Origin of the sequence: Kaistia geumhonensis, assembly GCF_030815145.1 — a bacterium.
GTDB lineage: Bacteria > Pseudomonadota > Alphaproteobacteria > Rhizobiales > Kaistiaceae > Kaistia > Kaistia geumhonensis.
In genome coordinates, this window is record NZ_JAUSWJ010000001.1 from 3,880,220 (window position 1) to 3,900,068 (window position 19,849).

Below are 19,849 nucleotides of genomic sequence, written 5' to 3' on the forward strand. Positions count from 1 at the left end.
TAACGGCTAGGCGCCGGCTGCCTCCAGTTCGTCGTCGCCGCCATGGCCGCGCTCGAGTTCGCGCGCGCCGCGCTTGACGGCCTTCTGCACCTTCTCGAAGGCGCGCACCTCGATCTGGCGGACGCGCTCGCGGCTGACGCCGAACTCGCTCGACAATTCCTCGAGCGTGATCGGCTCCTCGGCGAGGCGGCGCGCCTCGAAGATGCGGCGTTCGCGGTCGTTGAGCACGCCCATGGCGTCCTTCAGGAGCTTGCGGCGGTTGTCCGCCTCCTCCTGATTGGCGAGCACGGTCTCCTGGTCTTCACTGTCGTCGACCAGCCAGTCCTGCCACTCGCCGCCCTCGGCATCGGCGCGCAGCGGCGCGTTCAGCGAGGTGTCGCCGCCGAGTCGGCGATTCATCGAGATGACGTCCTCATTGGTGACGCCGAGCTTGGTCGCGATCTGCTGAACCTGGTCCGGGCGAAGATCGCCCTCGTCGAGCGCCTGGATCTGGCTCTTCATCTTGCGAAGGTTGAAGAACAGGCGCTTCTGGTTCGCCGTGGTGCCCATCTTCACGAGGCTCCACGAGCGCAGGATGTATTCCTGGATCGAGGCCTTGATCCACCACATGGCATAGGTCGCGAGGCGGAAGCCCTTTTCGGGCTCGAACCGCTTCACAGCCTGCATGAGGCCGACATTCCCTTCCGAGATTACTTCGCCGATCGGAAGGCCGTAGCCGCGATAGCCCATGGCGATCTTGGCCACGAGACGCAGATGGCTCGTCACCAGCCGATGGGCGGCGTTCCTGTCGTCATGCTCCCGATAAGCCTTGGCGAGCATGTATTCCTCGTCGGGGGCGAGCATCGGAAAGCGCCGGATCTCGTCGAGATAGCGCGAAAGACCGGCCTCGCCCGAGGCGATGACCGGCAGAGAAGCTTTGGCAGCCATGAAGACCCCCTTTCCTTGTCGGCGTCGCCTCCAGGCCGACGCCGAATGCGGCCGCAACGGCCCGCATGGTCCTATATGGGGATCAAATCCAGCGAAAACAGGGCTGTTCCGCCCCGATTCATCACAACGCCTTGAAGCCCTCGATGAGTTCCGCGAGATCTTCAGGCGGCTCTGACTCGAAGCGCAGCGTCTCGCCGGTCAGCGGATGTTCGAAGCCGAGCAGCCAGGCATGCAGCGCCTGGCGCTGGAAACCGCCCACCTCGTCCCCGAGCGGCTCCGGCAGGCGGTGCACCTTGGTCTGGAAGCCCTTGCCGTAGTCGGGATCGCCGATGAGCGGATGGCCGAGCGCGGCCATGTGGACGCGGATCTGGTGCGTGCGGCCTGTCTCGAGCCGAAGGTCGACGAGGCTGGCGATCGGCGCGCTCGCCGGGCCGTAGCTCTCCTCCACCGTGTAATGCGTGATCGCCTCCTTGCCGCCCTGCTTGACGATCGCCATGCGCTGGCGGTTCGTCGGCGAGCGGCCGAGCGGAGCGTCGACGAGGCCATAGGGGAGGGAGGGCACGCCCCACACGAGTGCGAGATAGCCGCGCTCGAGGGGGCCGGTGCGGCCATGATCGGCGAACTGTGCGGCGAGGCCCTGATGGGCGCGGTCGGTCTTGGCGACGACGATCAGCCCCGAAGTTCCCTTGTCGAGGCGGTGAACGATGCCGGGCCGCTTCACGCCGCCGATGCCGGAGAGGCTGTCGCCGCAATGGGCGATCAGCGCGTTCACCAGCGTACCGGTCCAGTTGCCGGCGCCTGGATGCACCACAAGGCCTGCCGGCTTGTCGATCACGATCAGGGCTTCGTCCTCGAAGACGATGTCGAGCGGGATGTCCTCGCCCTCGGGCTCGGCCGGCTCCGCCTCCGGCACCGACAGCTGGACGACGTCGCCCGAATTGACCGGCTTTTTCGCCTCGACTATGGTCGCGCCGCCGATGGCGACATGGCCGCTCTCGATCAATGCCTTGATGCGGCTGCGGCTCAGCGTGTCGATCCGGGACGCGAGCCACGCATCGAGGCGCCTGCCCGCCGCCTCCGGCTCGACCACGAGGTCGACGATTTCCTCGCCGTCATCCTGGCCGTCGTCCTGAAGGTCGTTCATGCTTCGCGCTTCTTCCCGTCACGTGTCCATGCCGCGCCGTCCGCTCGACGACGACGATGATGCCGACGAGGTCCCGCTCGATCCGGCGGTCGAGCGCATCCGCCAGCGGCTGAAGCGCCTCATCGTCATTTCGAGCGCCACGCTCCTGGTGGGGCTCGGCGCCGTGCTCGTCGCCGTCATCTACAAGATCGGCCGCGCCGAGGACAAGGCCGTGCTCGCGACACAGTCGGGCGAGGCGGTGATCACCGGCGCGCTTCCGGCCGGGGCAACGTTGCTCGCAACCGCTCTCGACGGGCGGCTGATGGCATTGACCTTCTCGGAGGCGGGCAGTCTTCGCGTCGTCGTCGTCGATCTCTCGACCGGCGCCGTCGTCCGCCGTGCCCGCCTCTCCGAGGCGCCTCCGGTCAGCGCGCAGTGAAGTTGTCCACTGCGGCGTGACGCATGTGCTTGCCAAGCGCGGGCGCGTTCGCTATATCGCGGGTCGTCGCCATCGGCGGCCCGCGCGCCCATCGTCTAGCGGTCAGGACGTCGCCCTCTCACGGCGAAAACCGGGGTTCGATTCCCCGTGGGCGCGCCAAAACTTTGTCGATATTTGTTGAAGTTTGTTCCAGTTCTGTCGCTGCAGAACTGGCGGCCTGCGCATGCAGGTGCAGCCTCCCGCGACCCCGCGACCCCGCGAACGGCCCTTCGGGCAGCGGCCGCCAGCCGGTCGTGACGGACCGGTTGCCGGGCGCCCCAGCCTGACTGTCGCGACCGAGCGGCGGTTCGGCCTATCGGGCGGCGGCGGGCTTTGCCTTGGCTGCGGCGCGGCGCGGCTTCTTCACCGGAGGCGGCGCGGCGGCTTCCTGAGCCAGGCGGGCGGCCTTGAGGCGCGCCGTCTTGGCGACGCGGGCCGCGGTTTCCTCGGCCATGATCGCCTGGGCGATCTCGGTGGTCTGGTCCGCCTTGACGATCGCCTTGGGGCGGAACAGCTCGGCGGTTGCCTTCTTCGACATGACTGGTCTCCTCAAAAGCAAAAACGGCCGGGCAAGCCCGACCGTTTCAACGGCTTCAGATCAGCGCCAGTACATCCGTGGTCGCGATCGAAGCGCTATCTCGTTCAGGCGGCGCTGAGATTCTCGGCGGCCTGCTTACCCGAGCGGGCGTCGCGCACGAGGTCGAAGCTGATCTTCTGACCCTCGACGAGGCTGCGCATGCCGGCACGCTCGACAGCCGTGGCATGCACGAACACGTCCGGCTGGCCGCCGCCCTGCTCGATGAAACCAAAACCCTTGGCCGTATTGAAAAACTTCACTGTTCCGGTAGCCATGACGATATCCTTTCAAATCGACACAGTTGATCATCACCCCGTCTCGCGACCGGGCGGCTCAGCTCACGAATTTGGAAAAGAAGATCGGCAAAGGCTCGAAGGCCGTAGCAATGTTCGTCAACAAGTTCGACTTCCCACATATAGGCGAAGTGGAACGTGAAAACAATGCACTCCGGCGCAATAGGGAAAATAACATCGCCTGATGCCGGAAAAAGTTCCCGCAGCGTTGAATTATCGTGCCCAGGCGCGCATCCTCGAAACACCGTCGGCAGGCGATCATCGAGGCGCCGGCGGCTGAGAGTCACGCTCGGCTCCCGCCTTGCCAAAGGAGAGGAGCGGAACTTGCCAGCAATCCTGAAGCCCAATCCCGGCCTCTATGAAGACGGCGAGCTCGTGGCGATGGCCGTCCTGCTCGAGTCGCTCTGCGAAGAGATCCTGCTCCGGCGCGGACCAGCCGCGATCGATGTCGACGAACTGAGAACCGGCATCGCCGAGATCATCCTCCGCCTGCAACGGTCTGCGATCCAGGAGCCCGTGTCACTGCGGGATGCCGTCCTCCGCGAGGTCGGCCTTCGCAAGGATACGGACGGGACCCTGGCGGCCTGATTCCGCCGCAGCCGAGCCAGATGTTCTGTCTCATTCGGCATTCACTCCGACGGCACAGGCGGTCCCTCGGATGCGGTCCGTTCGGAGAATTTAGGGAAACAATCGCGTCCGAAGCGCTTGAGAGGTGGGAAACCTTTCTCAGTCTGCGCGGGGACGCATCCCAATGTCGGACGACGAGCTTCACAGGCTGCTCGCGCAGGCTCTCATCGAACTGGCCGAGGGGAGCACGTCTTCCTACGAACTGCTGGCGCTCGCCCGCCGGCTCAATCCCGACACGCCGCAGTCGGCGCTGCGCCAGGCGATGCTGCTCGCCGCCTCGGAGACGTCGGCCTCATCACCCGAAAGCGGCGAACTGCTCCGTTCGACTGCGTTCTGGCTCGACCCCGACGATTGACCGGTGCCGTAGCCCAGCTGTTCGATCACGCGGATCGCTGGCTGGCGCGCGCTGACGGTCCCTCGCCGACCACGCTGGCGAGGATCGCGACCAACTGAGCCTCCGTGAAGGGCTTCGAGAGGCGCGGAAGCCCAGGGTCGCCGCCATCCGGAAGCTCGGCATAGCCGGTCGAGAGGATGATCGGCAGGCCCGGATAATCCCGGCGCAACTGTTCGGCGAGCTGGGCTCCGCTCATCTGGGGCATCGCGTGGTCGGTCACGACGAGATCGACGCGGTCCCCGGCCAGCAGCGCCAGCGCTTCCATTCCGGATTGAGCCTCGACGACGCGATGGCCGAGGTCTTCCAGCATGGCGACGGTGTTCATGCGCACGAGGGCGTCGTCGTCTACGACCAGAACGGAGAGGCTCATCGGCGGTGCGGCCTCGGCGACCGGTGCAACCGGAGCCGTCTCCACGCCCGCCGGGCAGACGGCCACCGGCAGCCAGATTTCGGCAGTCGTTCCGCGGCCGGGCTCGCTGTGCAGTGCCAGCCGGCCACCCGATTGCTGGGCGAGGCCATGCACCATCGACAGGCCGAGCCCGGTGCCTTTGCCGACGCCTTTCGTCGTGAAGAAGGGCTCCCGCGCGCGCCGCAACGTCTCGGCGTCCATGCCCTCGCCGGTGTCGCTGACAGAGAGGCGCACATAGCGTCCGGGCGCGAGCTCCGGGTCTTCGGAGATGATCTCTTCCGATGCGGAAACGCGGATCGTGCCCTGCTCATGCATGGCGTCGCGCGCGTTGACGGCGATGTTGAGCAGCGCCGTCTCGAGCTGGTTGGGGTCTGTCTGGACCGTCGGCAACGCTGCGGGGAAATCCGTCTCGATGGCGATCATCGGCCCGAGCGAGCGTTGCAGCAACTCTGCCATGCCGTCGAAAAGCCGAGCGATGTCGACCGGGGCGATCTGCAGTTCCTGGCGCCGCGCGAAGGCCAGCATGCGCGACGTGAGGGCCCCGCCGCGCCGCGCGCCTTCCATGGCGTTGTCGATGAGGCGGCGCAGCTGCGGATCGGCGGGAATCCGCTTGCCGAGCAGTTCGAGGCTGCCCATCACTGCCATCAGCAGGTTGTTGAAGTCATGAGCGATGCCGCCGGTGAGCTGGCCGATCGCCTCCATCTTCTGGGCCTGCAAGAGCGCCGCCTCGGTCTGCTGGCGCACGGCGATCTCGGCGGCGACCCGCGCCTCCAGCGTTTCGTTGAGGGCCCTCAGCTGCTCCTCTGCCTTGGCGCGCTGGCGGTTCTCCTGCTCCACGGTCTGGAAAAGACGGGCATTGTCGATCGCCACCGCAGCCTGCCCGGCGATGCCGACGAGCAGCTTCTCGTGCTCCTCGAAGAAGCGGTCCGGCTCCGGATGGCCGAACAGAAGGCCGCCGATCACCTCGCCGGTCCGCGAGACGACAGGCACAGCGAGATAGCTCCGCACCGGGAGATGTCCATGCGGCATGCCGAGGAAGCCGGAGTTGAGGCCATATTCGGGATGCTTCAAGACATCCCCGGCACGGATGATGCCCTTGCCTTCGAAGGTCGGATGGAAGAGCGGCGTGTTCCGCGGCATCGGGAAACTGTCGAAATGGCTGCGATCGACGCCCGACAGCGAATAGAGGCGGTAGCGCTCGCCCGCCTCGTCGATGACGTTGTAGAAGAAGGCGCCGAACTGCGCGCCGGTCAGGGCGACGCCGGCATCGGTGACCGTCTGGACGATCTTCTCGGGATCGAGCTCGGCGGCGATGGCCGCGCCGCTCGAATTGAGGATCTCGAGGCGCCGCCGCTCCTTGTGCTGCACCGCCTCGGCTTGCCTCTGCTCGCTGACGTCGACATTGACGCCGATCATTCCGACGAACTCGCCTTCGACTGAAAAACGCGGCCGGGCGTCGGTGAGAAGCGTCCGCCAGGCGCCGTCGGCGCGGCGATACCGCGCCTCGGCCGTGAAGCGGGTGCGCGTGCGCATGCCCTCCTCGAAGGGGCCGGCGAGCGCCTCGCGATCCTCGGGATGAACCGTCGTCGACCAGTCGAAATCGGACAAATCGTCGGGCGTTCCCCAAAACTCGCGCTGCGCGCGGTTCAGGTAGATGCAGCGGCCGTCCTGATCGCCCATCCAGAGCATGACCGGGGCGCTCTCGGCCACGAGGCGGAAGCGCGCCTCGCTCTCCTCCAGCGCCTTGCGGGCGATCACCTGCTCGGTGACGTCGGTGCCCTGGACATAAATGCCGGCGAGCGCGCCGGACCGGTCGCGGACGGGCTGATAGATATAGTCGAGATAGTGCAGTTCGGGGGCCGCACCCGCCGCGCTCTCCAGCCAGACCGGCGCAGTCATGCCGGAGATGGCGCTCCCGCTCTCATAGACCCGGTCGAGCAATTCGAGGAAGCCTTGGCCGACCACTTCCGGCAGCGCTTCGATCACCGGCTTGCCGATGATGTCGCGATTGCCGACGAGGCGCAGATAAGCCTGGTTCGCCATGGTGAAGACGTGGTCCGGACCCTCGAGCAGGGCAGAGAATCCGGGCGTCTGCTCGACCATCATGCGCAGACGCTCGGCCTCGCCGCGCAGCCAGCGCTCGGCCGCCACCTTGTCCGTCGTCTCCACGACGATGGCGATGACGCCGAGCGGGTGACCGTCCTCGTCGAGAACGGGCGAATAGTCTAGGTTCATCCAGACCTGTTCGGGTCGGCCGTTGCGGTAGAGCGTCAGCTCCTGATCGGCGTAGCTGAGCGTCTCGCCGCGGCCAAACACGGTTCGCACGACATTGTCGTTGAAATCGGCGACCTCGATCCAGCCCTCGCGCACCTTGGAGCCGAGCAGGGCGGGATGGCGGGCGCCGGCGAAGACCGAATAGGCGTCGTTGTAGATCATGACGCCGTCCTCGCCCCAGAGCGTGACGATAGGCACCGGAGAACGGAGGATCATGGCGACGGTGCTGATGATGCCCTGCGGCCAGCGCTCGATCGCTCCAAGCGATGTCCGTTCCCAGGCGAAAGCGGCGATCAGCCGGCCCATCTCGCCGCCTTCCCGCAGGAAGGCCGGTCCGATCGACCCGACCCCGTCGTTCAGCATGTCGCAAGTCCCCACGCAATTCCGCGAGGGCTTCAATGCCGGAAACCGGGTCGAAGTTCCATCGAAGGTCGCGGACAAAAAAGAAAACGCCCGCCGGGGAGGAGATCGGCGGGCGTCTTCACGTCAGCGGCGCAGCGGGGAGGAGGTCGCCTGCCGCCTTTATCGCGGACGGGGGAGGACCGTCCGGCGAAGCTCTCTCAGTAACCGGCGGCGCGACGGGCGACGTGGTCGATGTCGCCGCGCTGGATCCCCATGTCGGCCAGCTCCCGGTTGTTCAACCTGACCAGCTCACCATAGGTTTCCTTGTACTTCCGCCAGTTCTTGAAGTTCTTGACGATGTTCATTTCGGCACCCTTGCTTTGATTTCAAGGGGCGGTCCCGTTTTCGTCCGTCCGTCCCTGTCGAGACAAGAGATAGGCGCCTTCCGACTCTCCGAGCAGGGCCGATTTGGTCAAGGCTGGCTTGCATCTGGTGCATGGCAGCACGAGAAACCCCAACCATATTGCAATGCAATATGGCGGCCGATGCCGATGCGCGGCCCTGCTAGGCTGGAATGGCGAGGACGGGGCAGGGCGCCTGCCGCATCACCCGCTCGGTATGCGTGCCGCGCAACATGTCGAGCAGGCTGTCGTGGCGGCGCGTCGGCATGGCGACGAGGTCGGCGCTGCCGGCATGGGCGAGGATCGTCTCGATCAGCGGGCCGGAGGCGAGCCGGACCGGAGCCCAGCCTTCGCCGCTCGGCGTCGGAATGCGCGGCGCGCGTTCGCCGACATGCAGCAGTTCGACGGCGTCGTCCGCGAGACCGAGCGCGCTGGAGAGCCGTGCCACGACGTTGAGCGCATGGCCGGCCGGCGGCTGATCGGCGATCGGCATCAGGATGTGCTGGAGCGACAGCGCGCCGGTCGCCGGATCGGCGAAGCCTGGCCTGTCGAGCGGAACGAAGAGCACCGGCACCTCGGTCTCGGCGGCGATCCGTTCGGAGATCGATCCATGCAGAACCCGGTCGAGCCCCTCGCGGGCATGCGAGCCGAGCACGAGGAGATCGGCCGCATGGGCCGAGAGGAATCGCTCCACGCCGCTCGCCGGGTCGTGGTCGCGGATATCGACCTTGGAGACGAGGACGCCGCTATCGCGGTCGACCGTCTCGCGCGGTGCGTCGGCGGCGATGAGCCCCCAGCCGGCGAGAGTTTCGCGGACGGCCGGAAAATGCCCGGCTTCGTCGCCGCGGCCCTGGACGTGCAGGACCTGGAACTCTGCCTTCAGCGCCACGGCGAGGGCCAGCGCATGCACGAAAGCGGGTCGGCTCGCGAGCGAGAAATCGGTTGTGTGGGCGATGCGATAGCGTGGTCCGGTCATGGTCCGGTCGGGCTCCCCAGCCTTGGATACGACTGAGGGAGATTAGCGGTTTCGGAGCGCCGCGTCGTGATCAGGATCAGTTCGCGGCGTCCTCCCGCGCGATCGTGGCGAGCGCCGCTTCGAGTTCCGCGTCGATATCGCCGTCGAGATCGATACGGATGACGTCCTCGTCGTCGCCCGGACGCTCAAGGGTCGCCAGTTGGCTCTCGAGCAGCGAGGCGGGCATGAAATGACCCTTGCGCGTCTTCATGCGCTCGGCGAGCAGTGCATGCGAGCCGTCGAGGAAAACGAAGCTGGTCCGCCGCGCGACGCCGGAGGTCAGGATCGCGCGATAGCTGCGCTTCAGTGACGAGCAGGCGGCGACGACGCCAGACGGCGCGTCGTCCGCTTCTGCCAGTCGCGTCGCGATGGCCTTCAGCCAGGGCAGGCGGTCGTCGTCATTGAGCGGCGTGCCGGCCGACATCTTGGCGACGTTCTCCGGTGGATGCAGCTTGTCGCCTTCGATGAAGGGGGCGCCAAAATGGGCGGCGAGCCGTTCGCCGACCGTCGTCTTGCCCGAGCCGGACACGCCCATGACGATGAGGTTTCGCTTCAGAACAGGTGTCGTGCCGGTCATGCGATCCGCCGTGTCGGGTTGTTGTCCTGCCTAGATCGTCCGGATCGCATGGCGGCGCAAGCCTCACGCCGCGACGACAGCCGCGCCCTGGCCGACATGGAGAGCGAGCGCGCCGGGCCGGCAGGTGGCGCGGAAGCGGCGTGCGCGCATCGGTTCGCCGTCGAGATTGACGGACAGCTCCTTGTCCGAGCGATATTCGAACCAGGGACCGCGCGCCCGCACGACCATGGTCTCGATCGCCGTCATCCCCTGCATCAGGATCGAGCCGAGCGCATCAAGGCGCGCCTCCGCCGCGATCTCGGGCACGATCATGAGATCGAGCAGCCCGTCGTCGAGCATCGCGTCGGGGCAGAGCGCGATGCCGCCGCCCGCCTGCCTTCCATTGCCGATCGCGAGAGCGAGGAAGGATCCTTCCCACGAAAAGTCTTCGCCAATGATCCGCCCGGTATTGGCCGAGAGTTCGCTGAAGCGCGAGACACCTGTCAGCACATAGGCGAGCCCACCCATGCGGCGCTTGAGGTCGGGGTCGGTCTCGACCGTCACGCGCGAACCGAAGCCACCCGTCAGCAGATTGATGAAGAGGCGCGCGTCGACGAAGCCGACATCGATTGGCCGCACCGGCGCCGTCGCGGCGAGGCGGAGCGCGGCGGTCGTGTCCTCGGCGGGGATGGCGGCGGACCGGGCGAAGTCGTTGGCGGTGCCGAGCGGTAGCACGGCAAAGCCGCAGCCGGGCGGCGGGTCGGCGGCGAGCGCGGCGCCGAAGACCTCGTTGACGGTGCCGTCCCCGCCACCCGCGACAATGGTGTCGACCAAACCGGCTTTCGCGTCCGCCACCGCTTCTGCCGCCATCCGCGACGCGTCGCCCGACTCGAAGGTGACGCGCACGCTCACGACATGGCCGTCGGCACGCACCGCGCCGATCGCCTCGCGAACGCGCTGTTCCCGCGCCACCTTGCCATGCAGAATCAGGCGTAGCCTCATCGCGGTTCCCTTCAATGCGGGCCGGTGATGAAATCGGCCGCCCGCTCGGCGATCATCAGTGTCGGCGCCATCGTGCCGCAACTCGGAATGACCGGGATGACGGAGGCGTCGGCGATGCGCAACCCCTCGATGCCGCGGACACGGAGCTCCGGATCGACCACAGCCTCGTCGTCCGTTCCCATCCTGCAGGTGCCGCAGGTGTGGAAATAGGTCGTGCATGTGGTCCGGATGAAGTCGACCGTTTCGGCGCGGTCGAGGCGCCGCCCCGGCGCGAGATAGCTCGCGAACAGCTTGGCAAAGGCCGAGGTCTCCACGAGGTCCATCGCGAAATCCACCGCCGTCACCAGCGCCTCGAGATCGTCGGGATGCGACAGGAAGTTCGGCTGGATTTCCATCCGTCCTCCGGGGCCCGATTCAAGCAGGCGGAGATGGCCCTTGCTGCGCGATTCCATCAGGCCAGGCGCGATCGCGAAGACATCTCCCGTGAGGTCGTAGTCGGCGGCGAGTTCGGGAACGGCGCTTGCGCGCTGGAAGCAGATGGCGGTGAGATCGGGCCGAGCGAGGCCCGGCCGGCTCCTCCAGTTGATGACGCTGCCGCCGCCGTTGTCCCTGATGGGACCCAGCGGCGCCCGGGCCCGGAAGTTCACCGCCCTGATCATCGGATGGTCCTGCAGATTGGCACCGACGCCGTGCAGGTCCGCGACAGTGTCGATACCGAGTCTGCCGAGCGCGGCGGAATTGCCGATGCCCGAGAGCAGGAGCAGCCGCGGCGTATCGATCGCCCCGAGCGACAGGATGACCTCGACCCGCGCGGCCGTCTCCGTCACGCGGTCGCCGACGAGATGATGCACGCCGGTGCAGCGGCCGTGCGCGAAGGTGAGCCGGAGAGCGAGGGAGCGGGTGAGGACTGTAAGGTTCGCAAGCGGCCTGCCGGCGTGGAGATAGCCGGTCGCCGCGCTCCAGCGCCGACCGCCCGACTGGGTCAGATTGGCCAGCGCCGCGCCTTCGTTGCTGGCGCCGTTCGGGTCGTCGATGATCGGTATGCCGAGTTCGGCGGCGCCCTCGATCATGGCCCAGGCCAGCGGATGCGGGTCGCGGCTGCGCTCGATCCTCATCGGGCCGTCAGCGCCGCGCAGGCTGGTCTCGCCGTCCTCCCAGTCCTCGATGCGGCGGAAGAAGGGGAGGCACGCGTCGAACGACCAGCCGGTCGCGCCGGCGGCCGCCCAGGCGTCGTAGTCGGCGGCGTGGCCGCGATACCAGTGCAGTGCGCCGGTCGAGGACGAGCCGCCGAGCACCCGGCCGCGCGGCAGGGCCATGGTCCGGCCGTTGACGAGGCTGGTCGCGGCATATTCGTAGCCCCAGTCGAGGCTGCCGTTGCAGAACGCCACCCAGCGGGCGGGATCGGCGATCCCGTCGAAGCCCTCGTCGTCGGGCCCGGCTTCAATGACGAGAACCGTCGCGCTGCTCCGCTCGGCGAGGCGGCGGGCCACGGCCGAGCCGGCGGTGCCCCCGCCGACGACGATATAGTCGTAGGAGGGGAGGAGCGCGGGCGGTGTCGATGCCGTCATCGGCCGCGTCCGTTGCGGCGGTCGCCATTGCATCGGCCTGCGCACGAAAAATCGATCTGCGGATGCGGTGATCCGCGCCCGAATCCAATCTGTTGCATGGATGCCCCCGCCGCGACTGATCTGTGTATGCACGAACAATCGCAGGGGCGTTGCGCATCGCCTAGTACGAAATTAGGAGCGGGTTGACGCAGCGGTGGAGAGCGTGCGTGCCGCCGGCGAGAATCAGCGGAAACCGGCTCCGCCAGCCGCCAGAAGGGCGCGGAAGCGACCGGGCGTCAGGCCGTAGCGCCCCTTGAAGGCGCGGGTCAGATGGCTCTGGTCGGAGAAGCCTGTCTCTGCGGCGACATCGGCCAGAGCCTCGCCGCGGGCGATCCGTCGATGGGCGACAGCGAGGCGGCGGCCCACGAGATATCGATGCGGCGAGGTGCCGACGAAGGCACGGAAATGGCGCGCCGTTTCGAAGCGGTCGAGGCCCGACACGCGCTCGATGTCCTCGGAGGCGATCGGCCGGTCGAACTCGGCATCGATCAGCGCCTTGACCCGCCGCATGCGGGCGAGCGGCTTCGACCGGTCGGCCGGTGCGAGGCCGGCCCGGCGCGCTAGGCGTCCAGCGCAATCGGCGAGGAAGCCGTCTACCGCGAGCGGATCGGCCGGCTCCGGGAAGGAAGCGAAAAACTCGTCGATAAGCGTCGCGAGAACCGCATCCTCCGCGACCGCCTCGCCGACGAAGGGCAACGGTCCCCGGCCACCGAGCGCCGCGAGAACGCGGTCCGGGTCGAGATAGACCATGCGGTAGAGGAACCCGTCCGGCGTCGCCGAGCGGCCGTCATGCCATTCGTCGGGATGCAGCACCATGCACTGGCCGCGGGCGCTGATCCGGCCGGCACCGCGATAGCGGAAGCCTTGTGCGCCCAAAAGCGTCGCGCCGACCGCATAGGTCTCGTGGCGGTGCAGGTCATAGGCATGGCCGCCGAACCTCGCCAGCAGGCGCTGCACGCCGCGCTGGGGCGGCTCGGTGGAGATGAAGTCGTCGGGCATCGGACGCACGATCGTTCAAGACGGTGTCGGGCATTGATCCTAGGTTCTCGGCATGCTTTACGCCACCAAGACCGCCCTCGTGATCCTCGACGACCTCCTGCCCTGGCAGAAGGTCAACATCGCCGCCTTCCTCGCCGGAGGGCTCGTGAACCGGCATCCCGATATCATCGGCGAGCCCTATCGCGATGCCTCCGGCCAGGCCTACACCGCGCTCATCCGCGAGCCGGTCTTCGTCTTCGGCGCGGACGGCGCCGGCCTCGCACGCACGCATGGCCGGGCGCTCTCCCGCGGGCTCGATATCGCACTTTATATCCGCGAGATGTTTTCGACCTCGAACGACGCCGACAATCGCGCCGCCGTCGCCGCGGTCTCGGGCGCCGGCCTCGATCTCGTCGGTATCGGGCTTCATGCCGAGCGCAAGATCGTCGACAAGGTGACGGCCGGCCTCAAATTCATGGGCTGAGCCTGATCCGGAGCTTTGCGCTGACGCCTTTGGCGATGCCAGCCGGGCGGCAGCATTGGCTGCTCTTCGCGCCTCGGCTTGGCCAATTCGGGCGACGATGCGGCATCAGCACCCCGAATATGGCTGTTGTGCGGCGCAACATAGTGCGGGCTTGTGGTTTTGCTCTGCACAAACCGCAGCCCTGCCATGAGCAAAGGACGAGTGCTCATCCTCCCTTGAGCGGTCTACATTCCTGACATCGAAAGCGCGCTGGCAGTGGTCGGCGCCTCGATGAGAAGGACGACGACAATGGCTAATGGCATCATTGCTTCCTACAAGGGCTGGGTGAAGTTTCGCCAGACCTGCAATGAGCTCAATCGGCTGACGAACCGTGAGCTCGCCGACCTCGGAATCGAGCGTTCGGAAATCGCGAAGGTCGCCAAGCGGTCGGCCGCCTACTGAGTTTCAGGAATTCGCCGGGAACGAACCTCCTCCCTCGTTTCCCGCGATCGGCGAGCGGCCGACCTCCTCCCCGGCCCCTCGCCAGTACAAGAGAACGCCCGCCGACCTCCTCCCCGGCGGGCGTTTTCTTTTGTGCTCAGTCGGACGGCCCGCCGCGCACATAGGCTCCGAGCGCCTCGGCGAGATGATCGAAGACGAGCCGCATGCGGCGGACGGATTTCAGGTCCTCGTGCATCGCGAGCCATGTCTCGAGACCGATCTCGAAATCGTCCGGCAGCACGCGCACAAGCGACGGGTCGCGCTCGCCGATCCTGACCTGGCACACGCCGATCCCGAAGCCGGCCCGCACCGCCTGCAGACCTGCGACGTCGCTGTCGGTTCTCAGCGTGAAGGCGGACCGATCCGGGATGACGCCCTGCCGCTGCGCCGCCCGCACGCTCGGCGTTTCCGTGTCGAACCCGATCAGGACATGGCCCCGAAGGGCATCGCGGTTCTCCGGTGTGCCGTTCCGCTCCAGATAATCGCGCCGGGCGAAGAAGCCGAGTGCGATGCGGCCGATATGCCGTTGCAGCAGCGCCCCCTGGACCGGCGTCGTCATGCGCACGGCGATATCCGCCTCGCGGCGCAGCAGGTCCTCGCTTCGGTTTGAGACGACGAGTTCGATCGCGATGCGCGGATGCAGCCGATTGAACGCGGCCAGTATCGGCGGCAGCACCTCCGTCCCGACGATCTCGCTCGCCGTGATCCGCACACTGCCGCGCTCCTCGGCCGCCTCGCCCGTAGCGGTGCGCCGCAGCGCTTCGGCGGCCAGCGCCATCGCCTCTGCATGGGGGCGGAGCTCAAGCGCGGCATCGGTCGGATCGAGCCCCGTCTGGCTGCGCGTGAACAGCACGATGCCAAGCTGCTGTTCCAGCTCGGCGACATGGCGGCCGAGCGTCGGCTGAGTCAGCCGGAGCCTACGCGCTGCCGCCGAGAGGCTGCCCTCGTCGAGAACGGCGAGGAAAGAGCGGCAGAGATCCCAGGACAGCGCCATCATGCGATAATGCATGGCGACTATGGGTGTTTCAACAATTTTGGCAGAGCCGGCCGATCGCTAGCTTCCAACTGTCGGAAAGAACAGGAGAGATGCGATGAACACGGAATCTGTGGCGCTGGTGATCGGGGCGACCGGCGGTATCGGCGGCGAAGTCGCCCGCACGCTCGCGGCGCGCGGCTGGACGGTGCGAGCGCTTGCCCGCGATGTCGGTGCCGCGCAGAAGCGCTGGCGTGGCCCGCCGCTCGACTGGCGGCAGGGCGACGCAATGAACCCCTCCGACGTGAGCGAGGCGGCGGAGGGCGCGTCGATCGTCTTTCACGGCGCCAATCCGCCGGGCTATCGCAATTGGGCCGGCCTCGCGCTGCCGATGCTGGACAGCACCATCGCCGCGGCGCGCGCGGCTGGAGCACGGATCGTCTTTCCAGGTACGCTCTACAACTACGGGCCCGATACGTTTCCGCTCATCGCCGAGACGGCGGCGCAGCGACCGCTGACGCGCAAGGGGCGGATCCGCGCCGAGATGGAGCGGCGGCTGGAGGGAGCCTCAAAGACTGTCCCCGTCCTCATCGTCCGGGCCGGCGACTTCTTCGGACCCAGCGTCGGCAACAGCTGGTTCGGCCAGGGCATCGTGAAGCCGGGCCGCCCGGTGACGGCGGTGACCTATCCCGGCGGGCCCGATGCCGGCCATGCCTTCGCCTATCTGCCCGATCTCGCCGAGACATTCGCCGCGCTGATCGACCGGGCCGACGAACTGCCCGCCTTTGCCCGCTTCCACTTCGCCGGGCACGACTTCGCGCGTGGCATCGAGATCGCTGAACGCGTGCGTGTGGTCGCGGGGCGGCCGGACCTGCCGATCCGGCGCTTCCCATGGTGGGCGGTCACCCTTGCGTCGCCCGTCGTCGAGAAGTTCCGCGAGCTTCTGGAGATGCGCTATCTCTGGCGCGAGACCGTCCGGCTCGACAATCGCAGCCTCGTCGCCTTTCTCGGACGCGAGCCGCACACCGAGACGGACGAAGCCCTGCGTGCGACCCTTATGGGTCTCGGCTGCCTTGCCTCGACTTGAGCGATCAGGGCAAAGGATAGCGCTGCTGCAAGGCGCGGATGCGCGCTGCAAGCCCCATCGGCGCCTCGCCCTTGACCGGCACGACCTCAATGGCAGGCTCCACGGCAGGCGAGGCGGGGGTCTTCGCTGCCGGCTCGACTGGCACGGGCGCGGGCGCCTCTATCGTTTTCGGCGCCTCCTCGCGGGCGAGCTTCGCCACAGCCGCGCCGATATCGAGCAGGGACTGCCGAAGCGCGCTGCTGTCCGCCGCGGGCGGCGATGCGCCGCCGCGGGCAGCGAGGCGCGCGTCCGTCTCCAGCGCTGCGATGCGCGCGAGAAGCGCCTGCCGGTCGTCATGGGCGGGCGCGGCGGTCGGGGGAGGCAGGGTGGCGGCAGGCGTCCCGGCGAGGCGGGCCTCCAGCATCGCGATCTTGTCGTTCGCCGCGGCAAGCTCGGCGCGCAGCGCATCGGAAGCCGCGTGCGCGGCCTTCAACTCGGCATCGAGCGCCCGGCGGGCCGCGGCGCCGGCTGCGATCTCGCCGAGCGCGGCCTCGCGGCGCATCTGCTCGCCGGCAAGTGTCGCGCGCAATTCCGCAAGCGCCGCCCCTGCAGCCCCGGCCTCCGAGGCCTGTCGGCCGGCGGCGCGGATCTGGTCGCGGAGATTGGCGAGCTCGGTCTCGCGCGCGACCACTTCGAGCTTCTGCGCCTCACGCTCCGCCACGACGGCTTCGAGCTGCCGGCGTGCCGCGTCGAGGCGTGCTTCCATGTCCTGCATCCGCTTCTCCGCCGTCCTGCCGGCCTCATCGGCTTCGCCGAGCCGTCGCTCGCGCTCGGCGAGGGTTGTCAGGAGTTGGCCCCGTTCGTTCTCGAGACGGCCCATGCCGTCGGCGGCCAGAGACTGCTCCGCCGAGAGATGGGCGATGAGCGCCCGCTTCTCGCCGAGCTCGACCTCGCGGCCGGCGACCCGCTTCTCCAGCTTCTCGATCGTGGTTTCGAGCCGGCGCGTCGACAGCGCGAAATCCGCCCTCAACTGGTCGCGGTCGGCGGCGATCTCGGCCGGCGTCATCGGCAGCGTCATCTCGATGTCGCGACGCGTGAGGCGGACGGCGCGCCGCCAGAAGGGCGGCAGGACGATCAGCGCGGCGAGCCCCGTCGCGAGGCCCCCCAGCGCAACATACATCGCCGCTTCGATCACGCCTTGCTCCGCATCGCGCCCGTCCGGCCATCCGCCTTTCTCCGCATTGGCATTGCCGCGGCGGCGAGTCCAGCCGTGTTCATCCTAGAGCGAGGTTATCTCCGGAGCGTGAAGACCCGCGAAACCGCGGATCAGAAGGGGTTCCAGGTTTGCTTGTCGGTGAACTTCAGATAGCCGACGCTGATGCCGAGCCGCGCGCCGACACCCGAGATGATCGGCACGACGAAGATGTTGTTGCGAGATAGAACGGTCGCTCCGACGCCGCCGACCAGATAGGCCGAGCCGTTGACCCCGACGAAACGGTCGTACATCGCGTTCACCGAGGGCAGGTTGTAGACGAGCATCATGACCTTGGAGCCGTCGCCGCCGAAATCCCAGCCTATCGACGGACCCTGGAAATAGACCGGGTGCTTGCCGGCATTCTTCGTATAGAGCGTACCTTGGCCGTAGCGGACGCCGGCGATGAGCGCTCCGCTGCCCTGCTCGCCGAGCACGTAGCCGTTGGGCTGGCCATATTGCGACATCGAGTGTTCGACGACCGATGCGAGCCCGCCGGAGACCTCGCCGAAGAAGGCGCCGCCCGTCTTGACGATCTCGTCGACGGAATAGTGCTCGCCATCCTGGGTCTGGGCCGATGCCGGAGCAGCGGCGGCGCCGGCCACGAGGATCGCCAGCCCGACGAGGGTGGCAAGGAGGCGCAGGAAGGACGCGGGACGGGTCATCGCATTCACCTCATCGAGACGGTCGCGCGCATCGGGCGAAGCGCGGGAGTGAGCCTGCCCAATGACGGGGCCGCCGACAAGCAGTGGCTGAAAAAAGCGGCTCAATCGCGGCGCCGCCCGCGACGCGGCGCGGTTGGCATCTCCGGCTTCGCGGTGTATCCCCTGTCCCTCAGCGCCGCGCGCGCGATTCGGTTGCGGAGACGGGGGATCGACGATGTCTGAGGCGGCAGAAATCGAGGCGCTCGATCTCGCGGCGCTGCTGTGCAGCCGTGTCTGCCATGACATCATTTCCCCGGTCGGCGCCATCAACAACGGCCTCGAGGTTCTCGACGAGGAGAACAACGAGGAGATGAAGGCCTTCGCCTTCGATCTCATCCGCAAGAGCGCTCGGCAGGCGTCCGCCAAGCTGCAATTCGCACGCCTCGCCTTCGGCGCCGCCGGCTCGTCCGGGGCCGAGATCGATCTCGGCGATGCCGAAAAGGTCGCGCGCGGCTGGATGGACGGCGAGAAGGCCGAGTTCTCGTGGTCGGCGCCGCAGGCGCTGATGGCGAAGAACCGCGTCAAGCTGCTGCTCAATCTGGTGCTGCTCGCCGTCGCCGCGGTGCCGCGCGGCGGGCATATCAAGGTGACGGTCTCGGGCGCACCGTCATCGCCCGACTTTACCTTCCTCTGCACGGGGCCGAATGCCCGCATCCCGGCCGCGTTCGAGAAGCTGGTGCCCGGCAATCTCGTCGACGTGCATCTTGATGCGCATGCGGTGCAGCCCTATTACACCGGCCTCCTGGCGCGCGCCTGCCGCATGGATGTCGCGGCCGTGCTGGAGGGCAGCGACATCGTGATCACGGCCAAGAGCCGTCCGCAGGACTGACCGAAGTCCCCCTTCCGAAGGATCGAAGCGCGGGTCGTCCACAGGACTGATCCCGTTCGTCCGGTCTCGCAACGCACGAGCGTCCCAGAAGCGCGACGCCCGTTTGTTGCGCCCGGCAAGGGCTCTGCCATTTCCGCTATCGATCGACCGAAAATGCAAAACCCCGCCGGAGCGGGGTTCGACAGGATTGGCGGCGGAGACGCCCTCAGGCGGTGGCGCGCAACGGCGCTTCGTCGGGCTCGCGCAACACGTAGCCGCGGCCCCAGACCGTCTCGATATAGTTGTGCCCGTTGGTGGCGTTGGCGAGCTTCTTGCGCAGCTTGCAGATGAAGACGTCGATGATCTTCAGCTCGGGCTCGTCCATGCCGCCATAGAGATGGTTCAGGAACATCTCCTTGGTCAGGGTGGTGCCCTTGCGGAGCGAGAGCAGCTCCAGCATCTGGTATTCCTTGCCCGTCAGATGCACGCGGCTGCCGTTCACCTCGACGGTCTTGGTGTCGAGATTGACGGTCAGGTCGCCGGTGTTGATCACCGACTGGGCATGGCCCTTCGAGCGGCGGACGATGGCGTGGATGCGGGCAACCAGCTCGTCCTTGTGGAACGGCTTGGTCATGTAGTCGTCGGCGCCGAAGCCGAGGCCGCGGACCTTGTCCTCGATGCCGGCGAGGCCGGAGAGGATCAGGATCGGCGTCTTGACCTTGGAGAGGCGCAGCGCGCGGAGAACTTCGTAGCCCGACATGTCGGGCAGGTTCAGGTCGAGCAGGATGATGTCGTAATCGTAGAGCTTGCCGAGATCGACACCCTCTTCGCCGAGATCCGTCGTGTAGACGTTGAAATTCTCGGACTTGAGCATCAGCTCGATGCTCTGCGCCGTAGCGCTGTCGTCCTCGATCAGCAGAACTCGCATACCAATCCCCTCATTGCCTGTCCTGGGCTCGGCGCTCCGGTCCTTGCGAACCGGCCGCCCTGGGAAGCGGCTCAACCCCGATTCGAAGCCTAACGAACAATGGTTAACAAATTCCGATTCGCACCCACAAGCGGCCTCGGCGGATGAGGTG

General features: G+C 67.3%; 23 protein-coding genes and 1 tRNA gene. 8 read left to right on the forward strand and 16 right to left on the reverse strand.

Annotation, left to right across the window (positions count from 1 at the left end):
* Nucleotides 1–6 precede the first annotated feature (6 nt).
* Together rpoH and QO015_RS18370 are read right to left on the reverse strand one after the other, a co-directional pair.
* Complete coding sequence (gene rpoH / locus QO015_RS18365; protein ID WP_266283431.1) at nucleotides 7–927, reverse strand: RNA polymerase sigma factor RpoH; 921 nt, start codon at nucleotides 925–927, stop codon at nucleotides 7–9.
* A 121-nt stretch (nucleotides 928–1,048) separates the two neighbouring features.
* The gene (locus QO015_RS18370; protein WP_266283432.1) at nucleotides 1,049–2,071 is read right to left on the reverse strand and encodes an RluA family pseudouridine synthase; all 1,023 of its coding nucleotides are present in this window, start codon (nucleotides 2,069–2,071) and stop codon (nucleotides 1,049–1,051) included.
* Nucleotides 2,072–2,099: 28 nt separating this feature from the next.
* Between QO015_RS18370 and QO015_RS18375 the strand changes: the two genes are divergently transcribed.
* A complete protein-coding gene (locus tag QO015_RS18375; protein WP_307290825.1) occupies nucleotides 2,100–2,489 on the forward strand; it encodes a hypothetical protein in 390 nt (129 codons plus the stop codon).
* 84 nt (nucleotides 2,490–2,573) lie between these two features.
* Nucleotides 2,574–2,648: transfer RNA gene (locus QO015_RS18380), tRNA-Glu, on the forward strand.
* A gap of 193 nt (nucleotides 2,649–2,841) precedes the next feature.
* Here QO015_RS18380 and QO015_RS18385 read toward each other — a convergent pair.
* The 3 genes from QO015_RS18385 to QO015_RS18395 all read right to left on the reverse strand — a co-directional run bounded on the left by QO015_RS18385 (nucleotide 2,842) and on the right by QO015_RS18395 (nucleotide 3,685).
* Nucleotides 2,842–3,066: a hypothetical protein gene (locus tag QO015_RS18385; RefSeq protein ID WP_266283436.1), complete on the reverse strand. Its 225-nt coding sequence runs from the start codon at nucleotides 3,064–3,066 to the stop codon at nucleotides 2,842–2,844.
* A 104-nt stretch (nucleotides 3,067–3,170) separates the two neighbouring features.
* On the reverse strand, nucleotides 3,171–3,380 hold the full coding sequence (locus tag QO015_RS18390) for a cold-shock protein (protein ID WP_266283438.1): 210 nt from the start codon (nucleotides 3,378–3,380) through the stop codon (nucleotides 3,171–3,173).
* A complete protein-coding gene (locus tag QO015_RS18395; RefSeq protein WP_266283440.1) occupies nucleotides 3,362–3,685 on the reverse strand; it encodes a hypothetical protein in 324 nt (107 codons plus the stop codon). Before QO015_RS18395 ends, QO015_RS18390 begins: the two co-directional genes overlap by 19 nt.
* Nucleotides 3,686–3,722: 37 nt before the next feature.
* Here QO015_RS18395 and QO015_RS18400 point away from each other — a divergent pair, with 37 nt between their 5' ends.
* Complete coding sequence (locus QO015_RS18400) at nucleotides 3,723–3,986, forward strand: hypothetical protein (protein WP_266283442.1); 264 nt, start codon at nucleotides 3,723–3,725, stop codon at nucleotides 3,984–3,986.
* A gap of 163 nt (nucleotides 3,987–4,149) precedes the next feature.
* Nucleotides 4,150–4,380, forward strand: a complete 231-nt coding sequence (locus QO015_RS18405; RefSeq protein WP_266283444.1) for a hypothetical protein — start codon at nucleotides 4,150–4,152, stop codon at nucleotides 4,378–4,380.
* Nucleotides 4,381–4,405: 25 nt separating this feature from the next.
* Here QO015_RS18405 and QO015_RS18410 read toward each other — a convergent pair whose 3' ends face one another.
* The 7 genes from QO015_RS18410 to QO015_RS18440 all read right to left on the reverse strand — a co-directional run bounded on the left by QO015_RS18410 (nucleotide 4,406) and on the right by QO015_RS18440 (nucleotide 13,024).
* Nucleotides 4,406–7,465 (reverse strand): PAS domain-containing protein, encoded by a 3,060-nt coding sequence (locus QO015_RS18410; protein WP_266283446.1) that lies wholly within the window; start codon nucleotides 7,463–7,465, stop codon nucleotides 4,406–4,408.
* 197 nt (nucleotides 7,466–7,662) lie between these two features.
* Nucleotides 7,663–7,809, reverse strand: a complete 147-nt coding sequence (locus QO015_RS18415) for a DUF1127 domain-containing protein (protein ID WP_266283447.1) — start codon at nucleotides 7,807–7,809, stop codon at nucleotides 7,663–7,665.
* Nucleotides 7,810–8,008: 199 nt separating this feature from the next.
* Nucleotides 8,009–8,821 carry a universal stress protein gene (locus QO015_RS18420; protein ID WP_266283448.1) on the reverse strand — a complete coding sequence of 271 codons (813 nt, stop codon included), beginning with the start codon at nucleotides 8,819–8,821 and terminating at the stop codon, nucleotides 8,009–8,011.
* 76 nt (nucleotides 8,822–8,897) lie between these two features.
* Entirely contained in the window at nucleotides 8,898–9,437 is a 540-nt protein-coding gene (locus QO015_RS18425) for a gluconokinase (protein ID WP_266283449.1), read from the reverse strand.
* A 63-nt stretch (nucleotides 9,438–9,500) separates the two neighbouring features.
* A complete protein-coding gene (gene yegS, locus QO015_RS18430; RefSeq protein WP_266283450.1) occupies nucleotides 9,501–10,418 on the reverse strand; it encodes a lipid kinase YegS in 918 nt (305 codons plus the stop codon).
* An 11-nt stretch (nucleotides 10,419–10,429) separates the two neighbouring features.
* Nucleotides 10,430–11,986: a GMC family oxidoreductase gene (locus QO015_RS18435; RefSeq protein WP_266283451.1), complete on the reverse strand. Its 1,557-nt coding sequence runs from the start codon at nucleotides 11,984–11,986 to the stop codon at nucleotides 10,430–10,432.
* A 222-nt stretch (nucleotides 11,987–12,208) separates the two neighbouring features.
* A complete protein-coding gene (locus QO015_RS18440; RefSeq protein WP_266283452.1) occupies nucleotides 12,209–13,024 on the reverse strand; it encodes an AraC family transcriptional regulator in 816 nt (271 codons plus the stop codon).
* A 52-nt stretch (nucleotides 13,025–13,076) separates the two neighbouring features.
* Here QO015_RS18440 and QO015_RS18445 point away from each other — a divergent pair, with 52 nt between their 5' ends.
* Nucleotides 13,077–13,487 carry a DUF2000 family protein gene (locus tag QO015_RS18445; RefSeq protein ID WP_266283453.1) on the forward strand — a complete coding sequence of 137 codons (411 nt, stop codon included), beginning with the start codon at nucleotides 13,077–13,079 and terminating at the stop codon, nucleotides 13,485–13,487.
* 288 nt (nucleotides 13,488–13,775) lie between these two features.
* A complete protein-coding gene (locus QO015_RS18450) occupies nucleotides 13,776–13,928 on the forward strand; it encodes a DUF1127 domain-containing protein (RefSeq protein ID WP_266283454.1) in 153 nt (50 codons plus the stop codon).
* A 136-nt stretch (nucleotides 13,929–14,064) separates the two neighbouring features.
* Here the strand turns inward: QO015_RS18450 and QO015_RS18455 are convergent, their stop codons facing one another.
* Nucleotides 14,065–14,976, reverse strand: coding sequence for a LysR family transcriptional regulator (locus QO015_RS18455; RefSeq protein ID WP_266283456.1), 912 nt, complete (start codon nucleotides 14,974–14,976; stop codon nucleotides 14,065–14,067).
* Between the two features lie 82 nt (nucleotides 14,977–15,058).
* Between QO015_RS18455 and QO015_RS18460 the strand changes: the two genes are divergently transcribed.
* Nucleotides 15,059–16,027 carry an NAD(P)H-binding protein gene (locus QO015_RS18460; RefSeq protein ID WP_266283458.1) on the forward strand — a complete coding sequence of 323 codons (969 nt, stop codon included), beginning with the start codon at nucleotides 15,059–15,061 and terminating at the stop codon, nucleotides 16,025–16,027.
* A gap of 4 nt (nucleotides 16,028–16,031) precedes the next feature.
* Here the strand turns inward: QO015_RS18460 and QO015_RS18465 are convergent, their stop codons facing one another.
* Both QO015_RS18465 and QO015_RS18470 read right to left on the reverse strand, forming a co-directional pair.
* Nucleotides 16,032–17,201, reverse strand: coding sequence for a coiled-coil domain-containing protein (locus tag QO015_RS18465; RefSeq protein ID WP_266283460.1), 1,170 nt, complete (start codon nucleotides 17,199–17,201; stop codon nucleotides 16,032–16,034).
* 131 nt (nucleotides 17,202–17,332) lie between these two features.
* Complete coding sequence (locus QO015_RS18470; protein ID WP_266283462.1) at nucleotides 17,333–17,923, reverse strand: DUF1134 domain-containing protein; 591 nt, start codon at nucleotides 17,921–17,923, stop codon at nucleotides 17,333–17,335.
* A 214-nt stretch (nucleotides 17,924–18,137) separates the two neighbouring features.
* On the opposite strand from QO015_RS18470, the gene chpT reads away from it, so the two are divergent.
* On the forward strand, nucleotides 18,138–18,791 hold the full coding sequence (gene chpT, locus QO015_RS18475) for a histidine phosphotransferase ChpT (protein ID WP_266283464.1): 654 nt from the start codon (nucleotides 18,138–18,140) through the stop codon (nucleotides 18,789–18,791).
* Between the two features lie 205 nt (nucleotides 18,792–18,996).
* Here the strand turns inward: chpT and ctrA are convergent, their stop codons facing one another.
* On the reverse strand, nucleotides 18,997–19,698 hold the full coding sequence (gene ctrA, locus QO015_RS18480; protein WP_266283466.1) for a response regulator transcription factor CtrA: 702 nt from the start codon (nucleotides 19,696–19,698) through the stop codon (nucleotides 18,997–18,999).
* Between the last annotated feature and the right edge of the window lie 151 nt (nucleotides 19,699–19,849).

Bases quoted from the DNA above. Each gene is read 5' to 3' on its own strand.
- rpoH (WP_266283431.1), bottom strand. From the start codon at position 927: ATGGCTGCCAAAGCTTCTCTGCCGGTCATCGCCTCGGGCGAGGCCGGT.
- QO015_RS18370 (WP_266283432.1), bottom strand. From the start codon at position 2,071: ATGAACGACCTTCAGGACGACGGCCAGGATGACGGCGAGGAAATCGTC.
- QO015_RS18375 (WP_307290825.1), top strand. From the start codon at position 2,100: ATGCCGCGCCGTCCGCTCGACGACGACGATGATGCCGACGAGGTCCCG.
- QO015_RS18385 (WP_266283436.1), bottom strand. From the start codon at position 3,066: ATGTCGAAGAAGGCAACCGCCGAGCTGTTCCGCCCCAAGGCGATCGTC.
- QO015_RS18390 (WP_266283438.1), bottom strand. From the start codon at position 3,380: ATGGCTACCGGAACAGTGAAGTTTTTCAATACGGCCAAGGGTTTTGGT.
- QO015_RS18405 (WP_266283444.1), top strand. From the start codon at position 4,150: ATGTCGGACGACGAGCTTCACAGGCTGCTCGCGCAGGCTCTCATCGAA.
- QO015_RS18410 (WP_266283446.1), bottom strand. From the start codon at position 7,465: ATGCTGAACGACGGGGTCGGGTCGATCGGACCGGCCTTCCTGCGGGAA.
- QO015_RS18415 (WP_266283447.1), bottom strand. From the start codon at position 7,809: ATGAACATCGTCAAGAACTTCAAGAACTGGCGGAAGTACAAGGAAACC.
- QO015_RS18420 (WP_266283448.1), bottom strand. From the start codon at position 8,821: ATGACCGGACCACGCTATCGCATCGCCCACACAACCGATTTCTCGCTC.
- QO015_RS18425 (WP_266283449.1), bottom strand. From the start codon at position 9,437: ATGACCGGCACGACACCTGTTCTGAAGCGAAACCTCATCGTCATGGGC.
- yegS (WP_266283450.1), bottom strand. From the start codon at position 10,418: ATGAGGCTACGCCTGATTCTGCATGGCAAGGTGGCGCGGGAACAGCGC.
- QO015_RS18435 (WP_266283451.1), bottom strand. From the start codon at position 11,986: ATGACGGCATCGACACCGCCCGCGCTCCTCCCCTCCTACGACTATATC.
- QO015_RS18440 (WP_266283452.1), bottom strand. From the start codon at position 13,024: ATGCCCGACGACTTCATCTCCACCGAGCCGCCCCAGCGCGGCGTGCAG.
- QO015_RS18445 (WP_266283453.1), top strand. From the start codon at position 13,077: ATGCTTTACGCCACCAAGACCGCCCTCGTGATCCTCGACGACCTCCTG.
- QO015_RS18450 (WP_266283454.1), top strand. From the start codon at position 13,776: ATGGCTAATGGCATCATTGCTTCCTACAAGGGCTGGGTGAAGTTTCGC.
- QO015_RS18455 (WP_266283456.1), bottom strand. From the start codon at position 14,976: ATGCATTATCGCATGATGGCGCTGTCCTGGGATCTCTGCCGCTCTTTC.
- QO015_RS18460 (WP_266283458.1), top strand. From the start codon at position 15,059: ATGAACACGGAATCTGTGGCGCTGGTGATCGGGGCGACCGGCGGTATC.
- QO015_RS18470 (WP_266283462.1), bottom strand. From the start codon at position 17,923: ATGACCCGTCCCGCGTCCTTCCTGCGCCTCCTTGCCACCCTCGTCGGG.
- chpT (WP_266283464.1), top strand. From the start codon at position 18,138: ATGTCTGAGGCGGCAGAAATCGAGGCGCTCGATCTCGCGGCGCTGCTG.
- ctrA (WP_266283466.1), bottom strand. From the start codon at position 19,698: ATGCGAGTTCTGCTGATCGAGGACGACAGCGCTACGGCGCAGAGCATC.